Annotated in this window: 15 protein-coding genes; 13 read left to right on the top strand and 2 right to left on the bottom strand. The window is 66.0% G+C overall.

Annotated elements, in window-relative coordinates; genetic code table 11:
• Positions 1 to 12 precede the first annotated feature (12 nt).
• Both fabI and ShzoTeo12_RS19010 read left to right on the top strand, forming a co-directional pair.
• On the top strand, positions 13 to 831 hold the full coding sequence (gene fabI / locus ShzoTeo12_RS19015; RefSeq protein ID WP_119254947.1) for an enoyl-ACP reductase FabI: 819 nt from the start codon (positions 13 to 15) through the stop codon (positions 829 to 831).
• A gap of 19 nt (positions 832 to 850) precedes the next feature.
• Positions 851 to 1,432, top strand: coding sequence for a histidine phosphatase family protein (locus ShzoTeo12_RS19010; protein ID WP_318913609.1), 582 nt, complete (start codon positions 851 to 853; stop codon positions 1,430 to 1,432).
• A 100-nt stretch (positions 1,433 to 1,532) separates the two neighbouring features.
• Here the strand turns inward: ShzoTeo12_RS19010 and ShzoTeo12_RS19005 are convergent, their stop codons facing one another.
• Entirely contained in the window at positions 1,533 to 1,793 is a 261-nt protein-coding gene (locus ShzoTeo12_RS19005) for a DUF1344 domain-containing protein (protein WP_119254505.1), read from the bottom strand.
• Between the two features lie 275 nt (positions 1,794 to 2,068).
• Between ShzoTeo12_RS19005 and ShzoTeo12_RS19000 the strand changes: the two genes are divergently transcribed.
• The 5 genes from ShzoTeo12_RS19000 (at position 2,069) to ShzoTeo12_RS18980 (ending at position 9,847) form a co-directional block, all read left to right on the top strand.
• On the top strand, positions 2,069 to 5,200 hold the full coding sequence (locus ShzoTeo12_RS19000; RefSeq protein ID WP_318913607.1) for an EAL domain-containing protein: 3,132 nt from the start codon (positions 2,069 to 2,071) through the stop codon (positions 5,198 to 5,200).
• Positions 5,201 to 5,457: 257 nt separating this feature from the next.
• Positions 5,458 to 6,555 carry a chorismate synthase gene (aroC, locus tag ShzoTeo12_RS18995; protein ID WP_318913605.1) on the top strand — a complete coding sequence of 366 codons (1,098 nt, stop codon included), beginning with the start codon at positions 5,458 to 5,460 and terminating at the stop codon, positions 6,553 to 6,555.
• A 9-nt stretch (positions 6,556 to 6,564) separates the two neighbouring features.
• Positions 6,565 to 7,665 (top strand): 3,4-dihydroxy-2-butanone-4-phosphate synthase, encoded by a 1,101-nt coding sequence (gene ribB, locus ShzoTeo12_RS18990; protein WP_318913603.1) that lies wholly within the window; start codon positions 6,565 to 6,567, stop codon positions 7,663 to 7,665.
• 74 nt (positions 7,666 to 7,739) lie between these two features.
• Positions 7,740 to 8,699 (top strand): hypothetical protein, encoded by a 960-nt coding sequence (locus ShzoTeo12_RS18985; RefSeq protein ID WP_318913602.1) that lies wholly within the window; start codon positions 7,740 to 7,742, stop codon positions 8,697 to 8,699.
• Positions 8,700 to 8,914: 215 nt separating this feature from the next.
• Complete coding sequence (locus tag ShzoTeo12_RS18980; protein WP_318909409.1) at positions 8,915 to 9,847, top strand: IS110 family transposase; 933 nt, start codon at positions 8,915 to 8,917, stop codon at positions 9,845 to 9,847.
• A 154-nt stretch (positions 9,848 to 10,001) separates the two neighbouring features.
• Here the strand turns inward: ShzoTeo12_RS18980 and ShzoTeo12_RS18975 are convergent, their stop codons facing one another.
• Positions 10,002 to 11,201 (bottom strand): winged helix-turn-helix domain-containing protein, encoded by a 1,200-nt coding sequence (locus ShzoTeo12_RS18975; protein ID WP_318913601.1) that lies wholly within the window; start codon positions 11,199 to 11,201, stop codon positions 10,002 to 10,004.
• Between the two features lie 268 nt (positions 11,202 to 11,469).
• Between ShzoTeo12_RS18975 and ShzoTeo12_RS18970 the strand changes: the two genes are divergently transcribed.
• The 6 genes from ShzoTeo12_RS18970 (at position 11,470) to ShzoTeo12_RS18945 (ending at position 15,564) form a co-directional block, all read left to right on the top strand.
• Complete coding sequence (locus ShzoTeo12_RS18970; protein ID WP_318913599.1) at positions 11,470 to 12,150, top strand: ABC transporter ATP-binding protein; 681 nt, start codon at positions 11,470 to 11,472, stop codon at positions 12,148 to 12,150.
• On the top strand, positions 12,144 to 12,749 hold the full coding sequence (locus ShzoTeo12_RS18965) for an energy-coupling factor transporter transmembrane protein EcfT (RefSeq protein ID WP_318913597.1): 606 nt from the start codon (positions 12,144 to 12,146) through the stop codon (positions 12,747 to 12,749). Before ShzoTeo12_RS18970 ends, ShzoTeo12_RS18965 begins: the two co-directional genes overlap by 7 nt.
• Before the next feature lie 48 nt (positions 12,750 to 12,797).
• Entirely contained in the window at positions 12,798 to 13,361 is a 564-nt protein-coding gene (locus ShzoTeo12_RS18960) for a biotin transporter BioY (RefSeq protein ID WP_318913596.1), read from the top strand.
• A gap of 4 nt (positions 13,362 to 13,365) precedes the next feature.
• Positions 13,366 to 14,316 carry a zinc-dependent alcohol dehydrogenase family protein gene (locus tag ShzoTeo12_RS18955; RefSeq protein WP_318913594.1) on the top strand — a complete coding sequence of 317 codons (951 nt, stop codon included), beginning with the start codon at positions 13,366 to 13,368 and terminating at the stop codon, positions 14,314 to 14,316.
• 70 nt (positions 14,317 to 14,386) lie between these two features.
• Positions 14,387 to 15,313, top strand: a complete 927-nt coding sequence (locus ShzoTeo12_RS18950) for a histone deacetylase family protein (protein ID WP_318913592.1) — start codon at positions 14,387 to 14,389, stop codon at positions 15,311 to 15,313.
• 2 nt (positions 15,314 to 15,315) lie between these two features.
• Entirely contained in the window at positions 15,316 to 15,564 is a 249-nt protein-coding gene (locus ShzoTeo12_RS18945; protein ID WP_119254494.1) for an exodeoxyribonuclease VII small subunit, read from the top strand.
• Positions 15,565 to 15,646 lie beyond the last annotated feature (82 nt).

The following is a 15,646-nucleotide window of genomic DNA, read 5'->3' as shown; positions in this document are numbered from 1 at the left end:
AGGGGGCAAACCATGGTTCAGGCATCTGGTCTGATGAAGGGCAAGCGCGGCGTCATCATGGGCGTCGCCAACAACCGTTCCATCGCCTGGGGCATAGCCAAGGCTATCCATGCACAGGGCGGCGAAATCGCCTTTACCTACCAGGGCGATGCCCTGAAGAAGCGCGTCGAGCCGCTGGCTGCCGAAATCGGCGCGGTGCTGGCCGGCGACTGCGATGTTTCCGACGAGGCGTCGATCGACGCGGTCTTCGACAATATCGAAAAGATGTGGGGCAAGATCGACTTCATCGTGCACGCCATCGGCTTTTCCGACAAGGAAGAGCTGACGGGCCGCTATGTCGACACCACGCCCGGCAACTTCGCCAAGACGATGCAGATTTCGGTCTATTCCTTCACGTCGGTCGCCCGCCGTGCGGAAAAGCTGATGACCGACGGCGGCTCCATGCTGACGCTGACCTATTACGGCGCCGAGAAGGTGATGCCGAACTACAACGTCATGGGCGTCGCCAAGGCCGCGCTCGAGGCGAGCGTCAAGTATCTCGCCGTCGACCTCGGCCCGAAGAACATCCGCGTCAACGCCGTCTCGGCCGGCCCGATCAAGACGCTCGCGGCCTCCGGCATCGGCGACTTCCGCTATATCCTCAAGTGGAACGAGTACAATGCGCCGCTGCGCCGTACCGTCACCATCGAGGAAGTAGGCGATGTCGGCCTCTATCTCCTGTCGGACCTGTCGCGCTCCGTCACGGGCGAGACGCACCACGCCGACAGCGGCTACCATGTCATCGGCATGAAGGCCGTGGACGCACCGGACATTTCCGTCATCAAGGACTGACGCACTTCAGGGACCCGCCTTGCTCATCTACATGATCCGACACGGCCAGACCGCGTGGAATGCAGAGGGCAGGCTGCAAGGCCAGAAGGACATCCCGCTCAACGATACCGGCCGCCGCCAGGCGGCCGGCAACGGCCATGCCCTCAAGGGCATTCTCGGCGACACCGTTGCGGATTTCGACTTCGTGGCGAGCCCCCTCGGGCGCACGCGCGAGACGATGGAGATCCTACGCCGCGCCATGGGTCTCGACCCGCTCGCCTACCGCACCGATCCACGCCTTGTCGAACTCTCCTTCGGCGACTGGGAAGGCCATACGCTCGCCGAGCTGAAGGCGAGCGCCCCGGAGCGAGTGGAAGAGCGCGCCCGCGCCAAATGGAACTTCATTCCCCCGGGGGAGGACGCCGAAAGCTACGAGATCCTCTGCTGGCGCATCGGCTCGTTCCTCGGCGACGTGACACGCCCAACGGTCTGCGTCAGCCACGGCGGCGTCTTCCGCGCGGCCTTCCGGCTCAATGGCATGGATGAGGAAGAGGCAGCGAACACGCCGATCCACCAGGACCGCATCCTCAGGCTCGACGGAACGGGGATGCACTGGCTTTAGGATGCCGTGCTGATTGAAGCTGCCTGCCGACGCACCCAGCGCCCTTCGCCCCGCCCGCAGGGAGAAGATTCCTGCAGGGGATGAAAGGCAGCGCCACCTCTTACTGCACGATCTCCAGATCGTTGATGACGCGCTTGCCGTCGACGTCGGTGTAGAACACCACCACCTTCACGCCCGGCTCGAGGCCGTCGAAGTTGAACTCCTCCGGCGCCTGGTACTTCTTGCCGTCGTCGAGCGACAGGCTGAGATTGGCCGTATCCACCTTGGTGATCACCGCCTCGACATCGGCGCTTTCCGCGGAAGCGGCGAGCGGTGAAAGGAGAACAGCCATGGCCATCAGTGTAGCGATGAGCAACCGCATCTTGCGAATCCCTGGAAATGAATCAGTCTTTTTGCCGGTCACGTCAGATGCCCCCCAAATATGGCGAAATTCGCCCGTTGCCCGTCCCGGATGGAATGGATGACGGGAAAGGGCCCGCGAATCAAGGTGACGGTATGCGTCATCCCCCGCATTGTCCGACGGGCAAAGCGCCGCTGCTACCCACGGTCAGGAGGAAGCACAAGTATTTCAGTTGCTTATAAATGCAATTTTAAGGAAGCCTCCCATAGTGTTTCGCCACAACCGGGGAATTCTTTTTGCCTTTGCTCGCCGCCCTTCGCCGTCATCTGGCGTCCATCGCAGAGTGGGCGCGGCCCTCGCTCGTTCCCGCCGCGATCGCGGGCTGTGTCATCCTCACCGGCGACGTGCTCTATGAGCGGCTGAACGAGAACATCTACCGCAGCGAACTGCAAAACCATGTATCGGCCGATCTGACGCTGGCGGCCGCACGCCTGCAGAGTGAGGTAAAGGGCAATATCGCCGCCCTGCGCAGCATTTCCAACCTGTTCTCCGTCGCCCCCGATCAGGGCACCGCGCAGTTCGGCGTTTTCGCCCACAAGCTGATGGTGCAGAACAACCACTTCCGCCGGATCGGCGTGGCACCCGGAGGCAAGGTCTCGCAGGTATTTCCGCGACAGGGCGCCGAGCATTATCTCGGCACGGACTTCAACCGCTTTCCCTCCTTCCGCACCGCAGCGGAGCGCGTGCGAACGCGCGGGCGGTCGCTGATGTTCGGCCCGGTCGAATTCGCCAGCGGCGGGCGCGGCTTCCACCTCTTCATGCCCGTCTTCACCCGTGTCGACGCGCGGAGTGATTTCTGGGGCTATATCGACGGGCTGATCGACGAGCGTAGGCTGCTGATCGATGCCGGCCTGCTCCAGACCGGCCGTCATATGCGGCAGGGCGCCCCGCAGCACACCACCGACATCGAACTTGCCATCCGCGACGTGAGCGTGCCGGACAATATCGTCGATCCGTTCTTCGGTAGCGCCGACGTGTTCGACAACGAACCGGTCGTGCAGGTGCTCGATTTTCCCGGCGGTCGCTGGGAACTGGGCGCGGTTCCGGCCAGCGGCTGGCACCATCCGCCCGCCAACCTCATGCAGATAAGGCTGACCGCCGCCGCCGCCGCGCTCATCATCATCGTCCCGATCTTCCTGACCGGCGGCCTCGTCAGCGAGCGGCAGCGCAACATGGCGCGGCTGCGGGCGCGCGAGCGGCAGGTCCAGTCCCTGTCGCAACGCCTCGACATCGCGCTCGACGCCTCCAAGATCGGCATCTGGGAAATCGAACTCCCCGCGGGCGGCCGCAGTTGGGACAGCCAGATGCACCGCCTGCACGGCTTTCCGGAAGACGAGACGCCGGACGACGACGAATGGCGCTCGGTGCTGCATCCCGACGACATCGCCAAGACCAAGGCGGAGATGGACCTCATCCTGGCCGGCGGCAGCGAATACCGGTCACAATACCGCATCCTCATGCCGGACGGCAGCTGGCACTATATCCGCAATGTCGGCTCGCGCCTCGTCGGCCCGAACGGCATGGAAAAACTGACCGGCATCAGCTGGGACGTCACCGAGGACGTCCTGCTCAACCAGGCGCTTCAACGCGCCAAGGAACATGCCGAGGTGCAGAATGCCGAGCTTGCGAAGCTGACGCGGCGCCTCGACCTTGCGCTCGATTCCTACCAGTGCGGCCTGTGGGAAGCGGACCTGGAGAACGAGTTAACGCTGTGGGACGAGCGCATGCACCAGCTCTACGGCTTGACCTATACCGACGGCGTCGTCACGCGCGAAATGTGGCTGGGCTCGATCCACGAGGCGGACCGGCAGGCGATCATGGACAATGTGGGCCACTGCATCGAGCACGATCTGCCCTATGTTCACGAAGCGCGCATCCTGCTTGCCGAGGGCATCATTCGCCACGTCCGCTCCGTCGGCAAGATCCATAGAGGCCCCGACGGCGGCCGCAAGCTCATCGGCCTCGCCTTCGACGTCACCGAGGACGTGATCCTCAAGCAGAGCCTCAAGGCGGCGAAGGAACAGGCGGACGCCAAGAATGTCGAACTGGCGCAGGCCAAGGATCGCATCGAGCACAATGCGCTGCACGATCCGCTGACGGGCCTTGCCAACCGCCGCAGGCTCGATGACGAGCTGACCGCGATCGCAGCGCGCAGCGGGACCGCCGACGAGCGCGTCGCCATCCTGCATATCGACCTCGACCGCTTCAAGCAGATCAACGACACGCTCGGCCATGCGGCCGGCGACGCACTGCTGATCCATGCCTCGCAGGTGCTGCGCTCCTGCGCGCGGCCGGGCGATCTCGTCGCGCGCATTGGCGGCGACGAATTCCTCGTGGTCGCCGGCGGCACGACGGACGAGACCTATCTCAGTACGCTCGCCCGCCGCATCATCGGCCTCATGCAGCAGCCGGTCGAATACGAGGGGCATCTGTGCCGCTTCGGCGTCAGCATTGGCATCGCGCTCGCCGAGGGCCGCGCCATCGACACGGCGAAGCTGCTCGTCAATGCCGACATCGCGCTCTACCGCGCCAAGGCGATGGGACGGAACCGCCACGAATTCTTCACCGAGGTGCTGCAGGCCGAGATCATCTCGAACAAGCGCATCGCCGACGACATCCTCTCGGGCATCGAGAACAACGAATTCGTGCCCTATTACCAGCCGCAGATCGACGCCGGCACGATGAAGCTCGCCGGCGCCGAGGCGCTGATCCGCTGGAACCACCCGCGCGACGGGCTGCTGACGCCCGACCGCTTCCTCAAGATCGCCGAAGACCTCAACGTCATGGCGACGCTCGACCGCATCGTGCTGGAAAAGGCGCTGATCGACTGCGCCCGCTGGGCGGCGCAGGGTCTCATCATGCCGAAGATATCGGTCAATGTCTCGGCCCGGCGCCTGCGCGACGAGAGCCTGATCGACAGCCTCACCGGCCTCTCCATCCAGCCCGGCCAGATCTCCTTCGAACTGGTGGAATCGATCTTCCTCGACGAGAGCGACGACGTCGTGCTCGCCAATCTCGAGCGCATCAAGGCGCTCGGCATCGATATCGAGATCGACGATTTCGGCACCGGCCACACCTCCATCGTCAGCCTCCTGAAGCTGAAGCCCAAGCGGCTGAAGATCGACCGCCAGCTCGTCGCGCCTATCCTTTCCTCGCACAACGAGCAGGCGCTGGTGCGCTCGATCATCGAAATCGGCCGCTCCCTCGGCATCGAGATCGTCGCGGAGGGCGTCGAGACGATGGAGCATGCCGAGATGCTGAACCGGCTCGGCTGCGACCTCCTGCAGGGCTTCGCCTTCGCCAGGCCGCTCTCGCGCGAGGCGTTCCTCGCCTTCGGCACCGAGATGCGGTGGAAGATCGCTTCGTAGTCGCAAGTCTGCCCCTCACCCCCCTGCCGGGACCTTCTCCCCGCAGGCGGGGCGAAGAGGAGGATGCATCGTTTCCCTCAATCGCAAGCGTTCCGCCGGCAGGAAAGCCGGGCCACATGTCCCTTCTCCCCGCCTGCGGGGAGAAGGTGGCGGCAGGGGGATGAGGGGCAATCGCACCCCGGAAGTGCGAAACCCTTGTCCCTCCCCGCCTTTTTCCACTAAGAGAGGGCGCATATCTTTCAGGTCCGGTTCCGCTCATGTCGCACAACACTTTCGGTCACCTTTTCCGCGTCACCACCTGGGGCGAAAGCCATGGGCCGGCGCTCGGCTGCGTGGTGGACGGCTGCCCGCCCGGCATCCGCTTCACGCTCGCCGAAATCCAGGCCTGGCTGGACAAGCGAAAGCCCGGCCAGTCGCGCTTCGTGACGCAGCGCCGCGAGGACGACCTCTTGAAAGTGCTCTCCGGCGTCATGCCGGACGAGGACGGCGAGACGATGATCACGACAGGCACGCCCGTCTCCATGCTGATCGAGAACACCGACCAGCGCTCCAAGGATTATGGCGAGATCGCCCGCCGCTACCGCCCGGGCCATGCCGACTACACCTATGACGTCAAGTACGGCATCCGCGACTATCGCGGCGGTGGACGCTCCTCCGCCCGCGAGACCGCGGCGCGCGTCGCCGCCGGCGGGCTTGCCCGCAAGGTCGTGCCGGGGCTGACGGTGCGCGCCGCGCTGGTGCAGATCGGCAAGCACAAGATCGACCGCAATAACTGGGACTGGAACGAGGTCAACAACAACCCGTTCTTCGCGCCCGACCCCGCCATCGTGCCTGTCTGGGAAGAGTATCTCGATGGCATCCGCAAGGCCGGCTCCTCCGTCGGCGCCGTCGTGGAAGTCGTTGCCGAGGGCGTTCCGGCCGGCATCGGCGCGCCGATCTACGGCAAGCTCGACCAGGACATCGCCTCGCTGCTCATGTCGATCAACGCCGTCAAGGGCGTGGAGATCGGCGAGGGCTTCGCCTCCGCGGAACTCACCGGCGAGGCGAACGCCGACGAGATGCGCATGGGCAATGACGGCAACCCGATCTTCCTGTCGAACCATGCCGGCGGCATCCTCGGCGGCATCTCGACCGGCCAGCCGGTCGTCGCGCGCTTCGCCATCAAGCCGACCTCTTCCATCCTCACCGAGCGCCGCTCCATCGACGCCGACGGCAACAATGTCGACGTGCGCACCAAGGGGCGGCACGATCCCTGCGTCGGCATCCGCGCCGTGCCCATCGGCGAGGCGATGGTCGCCTGCGCCATTGCCGACCATTACCTGCGCGACCGCGGCCAGACCGGCCGTCTGAAATAGGAGCCTGCCATGAGCTACGACCAGAAGCGTGTCGTCGACGCCATCCGCGCCTTCGAGGCCGGCGAGATCGTCGTCGTCATGGATGACGACGGCCGCGAGAACGAGGGCGACCTGATCGTCGCCGCCGTGCATTGCACGCCGGAAAAGATGGCCTTCATCGTACGCCACACCTCCGGCATCGTCTGCACGCCCATGCCGCGCGAGGAAGCCAAGCGCCTCAACCTCAACGCCATGGTGGCGGAGAACGATTCGGCCCACACCACCGCCTTCACCGTCTCCGTCGACTTCAAGCACGGCACGACGACCGGCATTTCCGCCGACGATCGCACGCTGACCGTGCGCAACCTCGCCAATCCGAATATCGGCCCGAGCGACTTCGTACGCCCCGGCCATATCTTCCCGCTCGTCGCCCGCGAGGGCGGCGTGCTGATGCGCTCCGGCCATACGGAAGCCGCCGTCGACCTCTGCAAGCTCGCGAGCCTTCCGCCGATCGGCGTGATCAGCGAGCTCGTCAACGACGACGGCACCGTGATGCGCGGCCCGCAGGTTGCAAGCTTCGCGGAGAAGAACGGCCTCAAGCAGGTCTCCGTCGCCGACCTCATCGCCTATCGCCAGCGCAAGGAGACGCTGATCGAGCAGGTCGGCAGCTTCGACATCGAAACGCCCTACGGCAGGGCAAGGGCCGTGACCTACACGCTACCCTGGGACCCGATGCAGCACCTCGCCGTCGTCTTCGGCGATATCCGCGACGGCGTCGACATTCCGGTGCGCCTGCATCTCGAAAATGTCGGCGGCGACGTCTTCGGCGCGGACCGCCAGATCGACGGCATCATGAAGCGCATCGCAAGTGAGGGCCGCGGCGTCGTCGTGTATCTGCGCGAAGGCTCGGTCGGCGTCGGCCAGTCGTCCACGGCGCGCAAGGGCATGCACGACCGCGAGGGCCATGACGAGGCGCAGGCACGCGAGAGCGAATGGCTGGAAATCGGCCTCGGCGCGCAGATCCTCAAGGATCTCGGCATCACCTCGATCCGCCTGATGGCCTCGCGCGAGCGCCACTATGTCGGCCTCGAGGGCTTCGGCATCAAGATCAGCGCCACAGACCTCTGCTGAATTTCAGCCCCATTGAATATCCCGCATCCGTGAAACGTCTCGCGGTTGCGGGATTTTCCTTGGGGGCGGACGGCATGTGGGATTTCAGCATCGGCAGGACCATCGGCATCCTCGCGCGGACGATGCCGTTCATCCTCATGCGCATGGCGATCTATTTCGTCATCACGCTCGCCTTCATCCTGGCGTCCGGCACCGGCGCCGGCATCGGCTACGGGGTGGGCTCGCTCAGCGACAGCCCGGAATCCTTCGCCATATGGGGCGGCATCTTCGGCATGGGCTTCGTGGGTGTCGCCGTCTACTGGGCGCGCGAATGGCTGCTCTACATGGTCAAGGCCGCCCATATCGCCGTCATCGTCAAGCTGATCGACGGCGAGGCGCTGCCGGACGGCAAGGGCCAGGTCGCCTATGGCCGCGAGATCGTCACCGCCCGGTTCGGCGAGGCCAACGTGCTCTTCGCGCTCGACCAGCTCATCAAGGGCATGATCGCCGCCATCACCGGGCTCATCGGCGGCATCGCGGCCTTCCTGCCGATCCCCGGCCTCGACGGTATCGCGCGCTTCGCCAACACCGTCATCCGCCTGTCGCTGACCTATGTCGACGAGATCATCCTCGGCTACAACATCCGCACGAACAGCGACAACGCCTGGGAAAGCTCGCGCCACGGCCTCGTGCTCTATGCGCAGAACGGCATAAAGATGGTCAAGAACGCCGTCTGGCTCTCCGTCTTCCTGTGGCTCCTCTCCATCCTCGTCTTCGTGCTGGCGCTCGCACCGGCGGCCGCGATCCTCTACGCCTTCCCCGGCGAGATCGCCGGCCTCAGCTTCGTCGTCGCCATCGTCTTCGCCTGGGCCTTCAAGGCCGCGGTGCTGGAACCCTTCGCCATCGCCGCGCTGATGGCCGTCTATCTCGACACGATCCGCAGCCAGGTGCCGGACCCGGAATGGGACGCGAAGCTGACCGGGGCTTCGGACAAGTTTCGGGCGCTTGCGGAAAACGCGCGGGGTGCGTTCGGCGGGCGGCCAGTGGCGGCGTAGCTGCCCCTCATCCGCCTGCCGGCCACCTTTGTAACTTCCCTTTATCCGCGAAAGCCGGTGTATTTGGCATTGCGGTGGCGGATGGCATCCCGCAGCACTTTTGGGACACCAAGCCCGCGGGAGAGCCCGGGTCTCCATCCGCCGTTCCATCGAACCCGAACAGTCGCCAGGGCCGCTCGACATTGCGAAGCCCGCTTAGGCAAGGATGGGATCGGATGGACAAGGTTGTCGTCGGTATCGACGTATCGAAGGACTGGCTCGACGTGCATGTCGCACCGTCGGGTGAACATTTCCGGGTCGGCAACGATCATGCCGGCGTGGAGGCGCTGATAGCCCGGCTGTCGTCGCACGGCCCCGCTCTGGTGGCGCTGGAGGCGACGGGCGGCTACGAGCATGTGGCGGTGGCGGCGCTTTCGGCGGCGGGGCTTGCCGTGGTGGTCGTCAATCCGGCACAGGTTCGCGCCTATGCGAATGCTCTGGGCAAACATGCCAAGACCGATCCGATCGACGCGGCAGTGATCGCGGCCTTCGTCGAAGCGGCCAAGCCCGACATACGTCCCTTGAAGGACGAGGCGGCGCGGGCCTTCGGCGAACTGGTGACACGGCGGCGCCAGATCGTGCAGATGATGGTGGCGGAAGAGAACCGCGAGCGGATGGCCGCATCCCCGCCCGCCCGCAAGAGCATCCGGCGCGTCCTGACGGCGCTGCGGCGCGAGCTGGAGAGCCTTGATGCCGATATGGACGACCGGATCCGCAAATCACCGTTGTGGCGGGTGCGCGAGAGGCTGTTGACCTCGGTGCCGGGCGTGGGACCGGCGGTGGCGCGCACGCTTTTGGCACATATGCCGGAACTGGGCAGCCTCGACCGGCGACAGATCGCGGCGCTGGCCGGGCTTGCACCGTGGACGCGGCAATCGGGCAAGTGGAAGGGCAGGAGCTTCATCGGCGGAGGCCGGAGCAACGTGCGGTCCGTGCTGTTCATGGCAGCCCTCGTGGCCAGTCGCCACAATGCGGTGCTCAAGGCCTTCCGCGATCATCTCGTGGCGGCCGGCAAGCCGAAGATCGTCGCCATCGTCGCAACCATGCGGAAGCTGCTGACCATGCTCAACGCCATCATCAGGGACCAAAGGCCATGGCAAAACACTTGACAACAAAGACAGTCGCTCTCCCCGCAAGCGGGGAGAAGGGCGTTGTGGCGCTGCCTCACCCCCCCGCCATGGTCGCGATGTCTGGAAACGGTCCGACATACCCCTTCTCCCCGCTTGCGGGGAGAAGGTGCCGGCAGGCGGATGAGGGGCCGCGCTACGCCCCCTCCCCGCGCCACCCATTGAGATACCGCACCTCCTCCACGCCGGAGAACTTCGCCAGCCGCCCCAGCTCCGCCTCCAGCCTTTCCATCCGCCCCGCCGAGGCGCGCACCTTCGGCTCCCACCAGAGACGCTTGACATCCAGCGTGCCTGCCTTGCGGTCGGCCTTCATGTCGATGCGGCCGACGAGGCGGTCGCCTTCCAGCAGCGGGAAGACATAGTAGCCATATTGCCGCTTCGGTTCCGGCACGAAGACCTCGATGCGGTAGAAATAGCCGAAGAGCCGTTCCGTCCGGTTCCGGTCGCGGATCAGCGGGTCGAAGGGCGAGAGCACGCGCAGCCGGTTCGGCGGTTCGGGAATGTCGCCGAGACGTTCCGGGAAATCGGCGAAGGCATGGGAGGCGCGTGGCTTGCCGCCGTCGGCCGGCTCGATCAGGACGGGGCGAAGCTCGTCGCGGTGGGCTTCCACCCAGGCCCTCGCCTCGTCCGGCGAGATGAGATCCCAGAAGGCGGCGATCTCGCCGTGGGTGGCAAAACCGAGCCGCTCCAGCGCGCTGCGGCAGGCCCAGTTGACGAAGGCGTCGTGCTCCACATCCGGCTCGTGATGATGCGTCGGGACGACGCGCTCGACGAGATCGTAGACCTTCTGGAAATTCTCCCGCCGGGCGATGGCGACCTTGCCGGTGCGCCAGAGATATTCCAGCGCCGTCTTGTTGGGATGCCAGTTCCACCAGCCGCCGGACCTGTGATCGTCGGCCTTCAGATCGCGCGAAAGCACGGCGCCGCCCGAGACGATGCGCGCATAGGTCTCGTCGAAGGCCTCCTCGAAGCCCGGCTCGCGCCATTTGCGCCAGCGTTCGATGATGGTGGCGTCCTCGCGGCGGAAGCGGTGCTTCCAGTAGCGGAAGAAGGCGCTCGGGATGATCGAGGCATCATGCGTCCAGTTCTCGAAAAGCTCGCCGTCCTTTTCCAGAAGCTCGGCCAGATGCTCGCGCCGGTAGGTCTGGTTGCGCGAGAAGAGGATCTGGTGGTGCGCGCGCTCGACCGTGGCGATACTGTCCACTTGCACGAAGCCGATATCGTGGATGAGCCGGAGCAGCCCTTCCTTGCCGAGCAGGCGGCCGGGAGAGGCGCTGAGACCCTGTCGGGCGAGGAAGATGCGCCGAGCCTCGGCATTGGGGAGAAGAATCGTCATGGGTGGATGATAGGCATATATTCTTGGTTTGTTCCACTTCTTTTGAAACACCGCATCCAGCCCGCCCCCTCTGCATGCCGGCATCTCCCCCACAAGGGGGAGAAAGCGGGAGGTTTTCTCATCGCTCAGAATGGAATGCGGAAGGCACGGCACAGTAAGCCCCTCCCCCTTGTGCGAAGGGGTTTCCCCAACGACCACCGCCCGGGTTCCCTTTGCGCCGCGCCATGCTATAGCTCCCACCCACTTTCCGCGAACCGGGACCCCGCTCTTGGATATCGTCTTTTCCGCCGCCACGGTGCGCTACGGCGGGCGCATCGCCCTCCATCCGCTCGACCTTTCGCTCACGGAGCGGCGCATCGGCGTGGTCGGCCTCAACGGCTCCGGCAAGACCACCATGGCCCGGCTCATCAACGGCCTCGTCAAGCCGACCGAAGGCACGGTGACGGTCGGAGGGCTCGATACGGTGAAGGACGAGGCGGCCGCGCGCGGGCGGACCGGCTTCATCTTCCAGAACCCGCAGCACCAGATGATCCTGCCGATCCTTGCCGAGGACATCGCCTTCGGCCTCAAGAATCGCGGCCTCGCCAAGGCCGAGATCGCCGAGAGAACGGACGCCGTTCTCGCCCGCTTCGGCATAGCGCATCTCGCGCGGCGGCGCGTGCACGAGTTCTCCGGCGGAGAGACGCAGCTCGGCGCCATCGCCAGCGTGCTCGTCACCGGGCCGGACCTCCTCATCCTCGACGAGCCGACCAACCAGCTCGACCTGAAGAACCGCACCCTGATCGAGCGCACCATCGCCGACCTGCCCGAACAGGTCCTCGTCATTACCCACGACCTCGCGCTGCTTGAGAGCTTCGACCGGGTGCTCGTCTTCAGCGAGGGCCGGCTTGCTGCCGATGCGCCGCCGGACGAGGCGATCCGCACCTACCGGAAGATCGCGGCATGCTGAACGGGCTCGACATCGAGGGCAACTCGCCGCTCCACCGCATGCCGGTGCGCGGCAAGTTGATCGTGCTCTTCACCGCGGCGATCGGGCTGTTCTTCCTTTCGGACCTTCGCCTTCTCGTGCCGGCGCTCGGCCTTGCGGCCGCGCTCTTCCTTTCGACGGGCATCGGCATTGCGGAAGCGTTCCGCCGCACGCGCTTCGTGCTCTTCACGGTGCTGCTCGTGGCGGCCGCGAACTATGTCTTCGTATCGCCGCACGAGGCGGTCGTCGTCTTCTGCCGGCTTTCCATCCTCGTGCTGCTTGCCGCCACCATTACCGCGGCGACCGGCATTTCGGCCTTCATGGACGAGATCGCCCGGCTTGCCGCGCCGCTGGAACGCCTCGGCCTCGTGCGGGCGGCGGATGTAAGCCTTGCGGTCGGCCTCGTCATCCGCTTCGTGCCGGAGATTCTGGCGCGCTATCACGACATCGCCGATGCACACAGGGCGCGCGGCCTGCCGCTGCGCCCGCTCACGGCCCTTGTGCCGCTGATCATCCTGACGCTGAAGGATGCGGATACGATCGCCATGGCGATTGACGCCCGTGGCTTTCGGCGTCACTAAAGTGCCGAGGCCTTTCGAGCCACTGGCCTTTTCGAACGAGGACATGAAGTGACCACCAGAGATCTCGTGCTTGTCGCCCTTTTCGCCGCCATCATGGTGGTTCTCGGCCTTCTGCCGCCCATCACGCTCGGCTTCATTCCGGTGCCGATCACCGCGCAGTCGCTCGGCCCGATGCTCGCCGGCTGCATTCTCGGCGCGCGGCGCGGCTTCCTCTCCATGCTGCTCTTCCTGTTGCTCGTCGCCATCGGCCTGCCGGTCCTGTCGGGCGGACGCGGCGGCTTTGCCGTGCTCGCCGGCCCGACGGGCGGCTATGTCGTCGGCTGGGCCTTCGGCGCCCTCGTCTGCGGCCTGATCGCAGAGCGCCTCGTGCGCGAGGGGCAGAACGAGATCGCCCAGATCGCCGCCTTCGTCGCAGCCGCCTTCATCGGCGGTGTCGTCACCGTCTATCTCTTCGGTCTCGTCTGGCTGAGCTACGCGACCGGCAATGCCTTCCTGCCGGCGGTCGCCGCGTCCGCGGCCTTCCTGCCGGGCGACCTGATCAAGGTCGGCATCGCCGCCCTTGCCGGTCGCGCCGTGCTCGCCGGCTACCCGCTGCTGCCGCAACGCGCCTGAACCCATGCTGCGTGCCGTCGTCCATGCCTTCGGCGATCCCCGGAAGGTGATCGGCCTCGAAGAGGTGGAGCGCACGGCACCCGGCCCCGGCGCGGTGGAAATCCGTATCCGCCGCGCCGCGATCAACCCTTCCGACCTCATTCCCGTCACCGGGGCCTATCGCAGCCGCACCACTCTGCCCTTCGTGCCCGGCTTCGAGGGCGTGGGGGAGATCACACGCCTCGGCGAGGGCGTGACGGGGCTTGCGGCCGGCCAGCGCGTGCTGCCGATCGGCGCGAGCGGGCTCTGGCAGGAATACCTTGTCCGCCCGGCCGAATGGTGCTTTGCGGTGCCGGACGACCTTTCCGACGATCAGGCCGCCATGGCCTATGTGAACCCGCTGACGGCCTTCCGGCTGATCGACGCGGTCGAGACGCATTTCGGCACGGCAAGCGGCCAGCGGATCGGCGTCACCGCCGCAGCCTCCGCCATAGGGTGGATGCTGCTCGCACTGCTGGCCGATGCAGGCTTCCGGCCCGTCGCGCTGGTGCGCAGCGCTGCGACGGCGGCGCGGCTCGGTGGAACCTTCGGCGGCGAGATCGTCGTGCAGTCGACACCACCGCTTGACGGGATACTCGATGCGGTCGGCGGCGCGGCGGGCGATGCGCTGTTCCGGCAAATCCGCGCCGGCGGCGCCTTCATCCAGTATGGCGCGCTTTCCGGCGCGCAGCTCGATCCGGCGCTGGTGACGGCCCGGCTGGAAGAGGTCGCCTTCGCCTTCCTCTGGCTGCGCAACTGGGTGCATTCCGCCCCGCGCGCCGCCATCGAGGCCGCCTTCGCCGGGAGCTTCGCCGGCATCCGCGCCGGCATTCTCGGCTCGGCGGTCGACAGCGTCTTTTCGCTGCCGGACCTTCCGGCCGCCCTCGCCCGGCAGGACGACCCGTCCCGCGCCGGCAAGGTGCTCCTCACGCCCTGACGGTTGAAAAGGCGTGGACACCGGCCCATTTCCCGTGGACCTCGCCAACCGCAATGGGTAGCTTCCGGCCATGACGACGTTTCTCTTCGAGAACCCGATCTTCCTTGAGCATCACACGCCCGAGGGCCATCCGGAGCGTTCCGACCGCATCCGGGCGCTGAACCTTGCGCTGGAACATGAGCGTTTCTCGCCGCTGGTGCGCGAGAAGGCCCCGCAGGCGAACGAGGATTTCGTCCTGCTCGCCCACCCGGAAAGCCATCTGCGCGCCGTGATGTCCGAAATCCCGGAAGAGGGCATCAACCAGGTCGAGGCCGATACCTATGCGAGCCCCGCGAGCCTGCAGGCGGCGCTGACCGGCATCGGCGGGGCCATCGCGGCGGTCGACGCCGTCTTTTCCGGCAAGGCCGACAATGCCTTCGTCGCCGCCCGCCCGCCCGGCCACCATGCCGAGCGCGAGAAGGCGATGGGCTTCTGCTTCTTCAACAACGCCGCCATCGCCGCCCGCCACGCGCAGAAGGCCCATGGCGCCGAGCGTATCGCCATCGTCGACTGGGACGTGCATCACGGCAACGGCACGCAGGACATCTTCGAGGACGACCCGTCCGTGCTGTTCTGCTCGACGCACCAGATGCCGCTCTATCCCGGCACCGGCGCCAAGGACGAGACGGGCGCGGGCAATATCGTCAACGCGCCGCTTTCGGCCAATGACGGCAGCGACCATTTCCGCGAGGCCTTCAAGTCGCGCGTCCTGCCGCGCGTCGCGGAATTCAAGCCGGACCTAATCGTCATCTCCGCCGGCTTCGATGCGCATCACCGCGATCCGCTCGCCCAGATCAACCTCGTCGCCGACGATTTCGACTGGGCGACCGGCAAGCTGATGGACCTTTCCGAAAAATCGGCGAACAACCGGGTGGTCAGCCTGCTGGAAGGCGGCTACGACCTGCAGGGCCTCGCCGAATCCGCCGCCACCCATATCTACCGCCTGATGAGAGGCTGACCATGACCGCTACCGCCCCTGATGTTTCCGCCCTCTCCTTCGAACAGGCCGTCGAGGAACTGGAAAAGATCGTCGCCGCCCTCGAACGCGGCGACGTGCCGCTCGACCGTTCCATCGAGATCTATGAGCGCGGCGAAGCGCTGAAGAAGCACTGCGAGACCCTGCTTTCGGCCGCCGAGAACCGCATCGAGAAGATCCGCCTCGACCGCGCCGGCAAGCCGCAGGGCACCGAGCCGCTCGACGGGGCGTGAGCTTCGTTCCGGCGACACATCGTCAACAGCCGCCGCCCTATCCACGTCCCTCCTTGCCCGCTAGCATGCGGGCACGAACCAA

Origin of the sequence: Shinella zoogloeoides, from assembly GCF_033705735.1 — a bacterium.
Classification (GTDB): domain Bacteria; phylum Pseudomonadota; class Alphaproteobacteria; order Rhizobiales; family Rhizobiaceae; genus Shinella; species Shinella zoogloeoides_A.
Note: the sequence above shows the minus strand (reverse complement) of the source record. Positions and strands in the feature narration are given on the sequence as shown.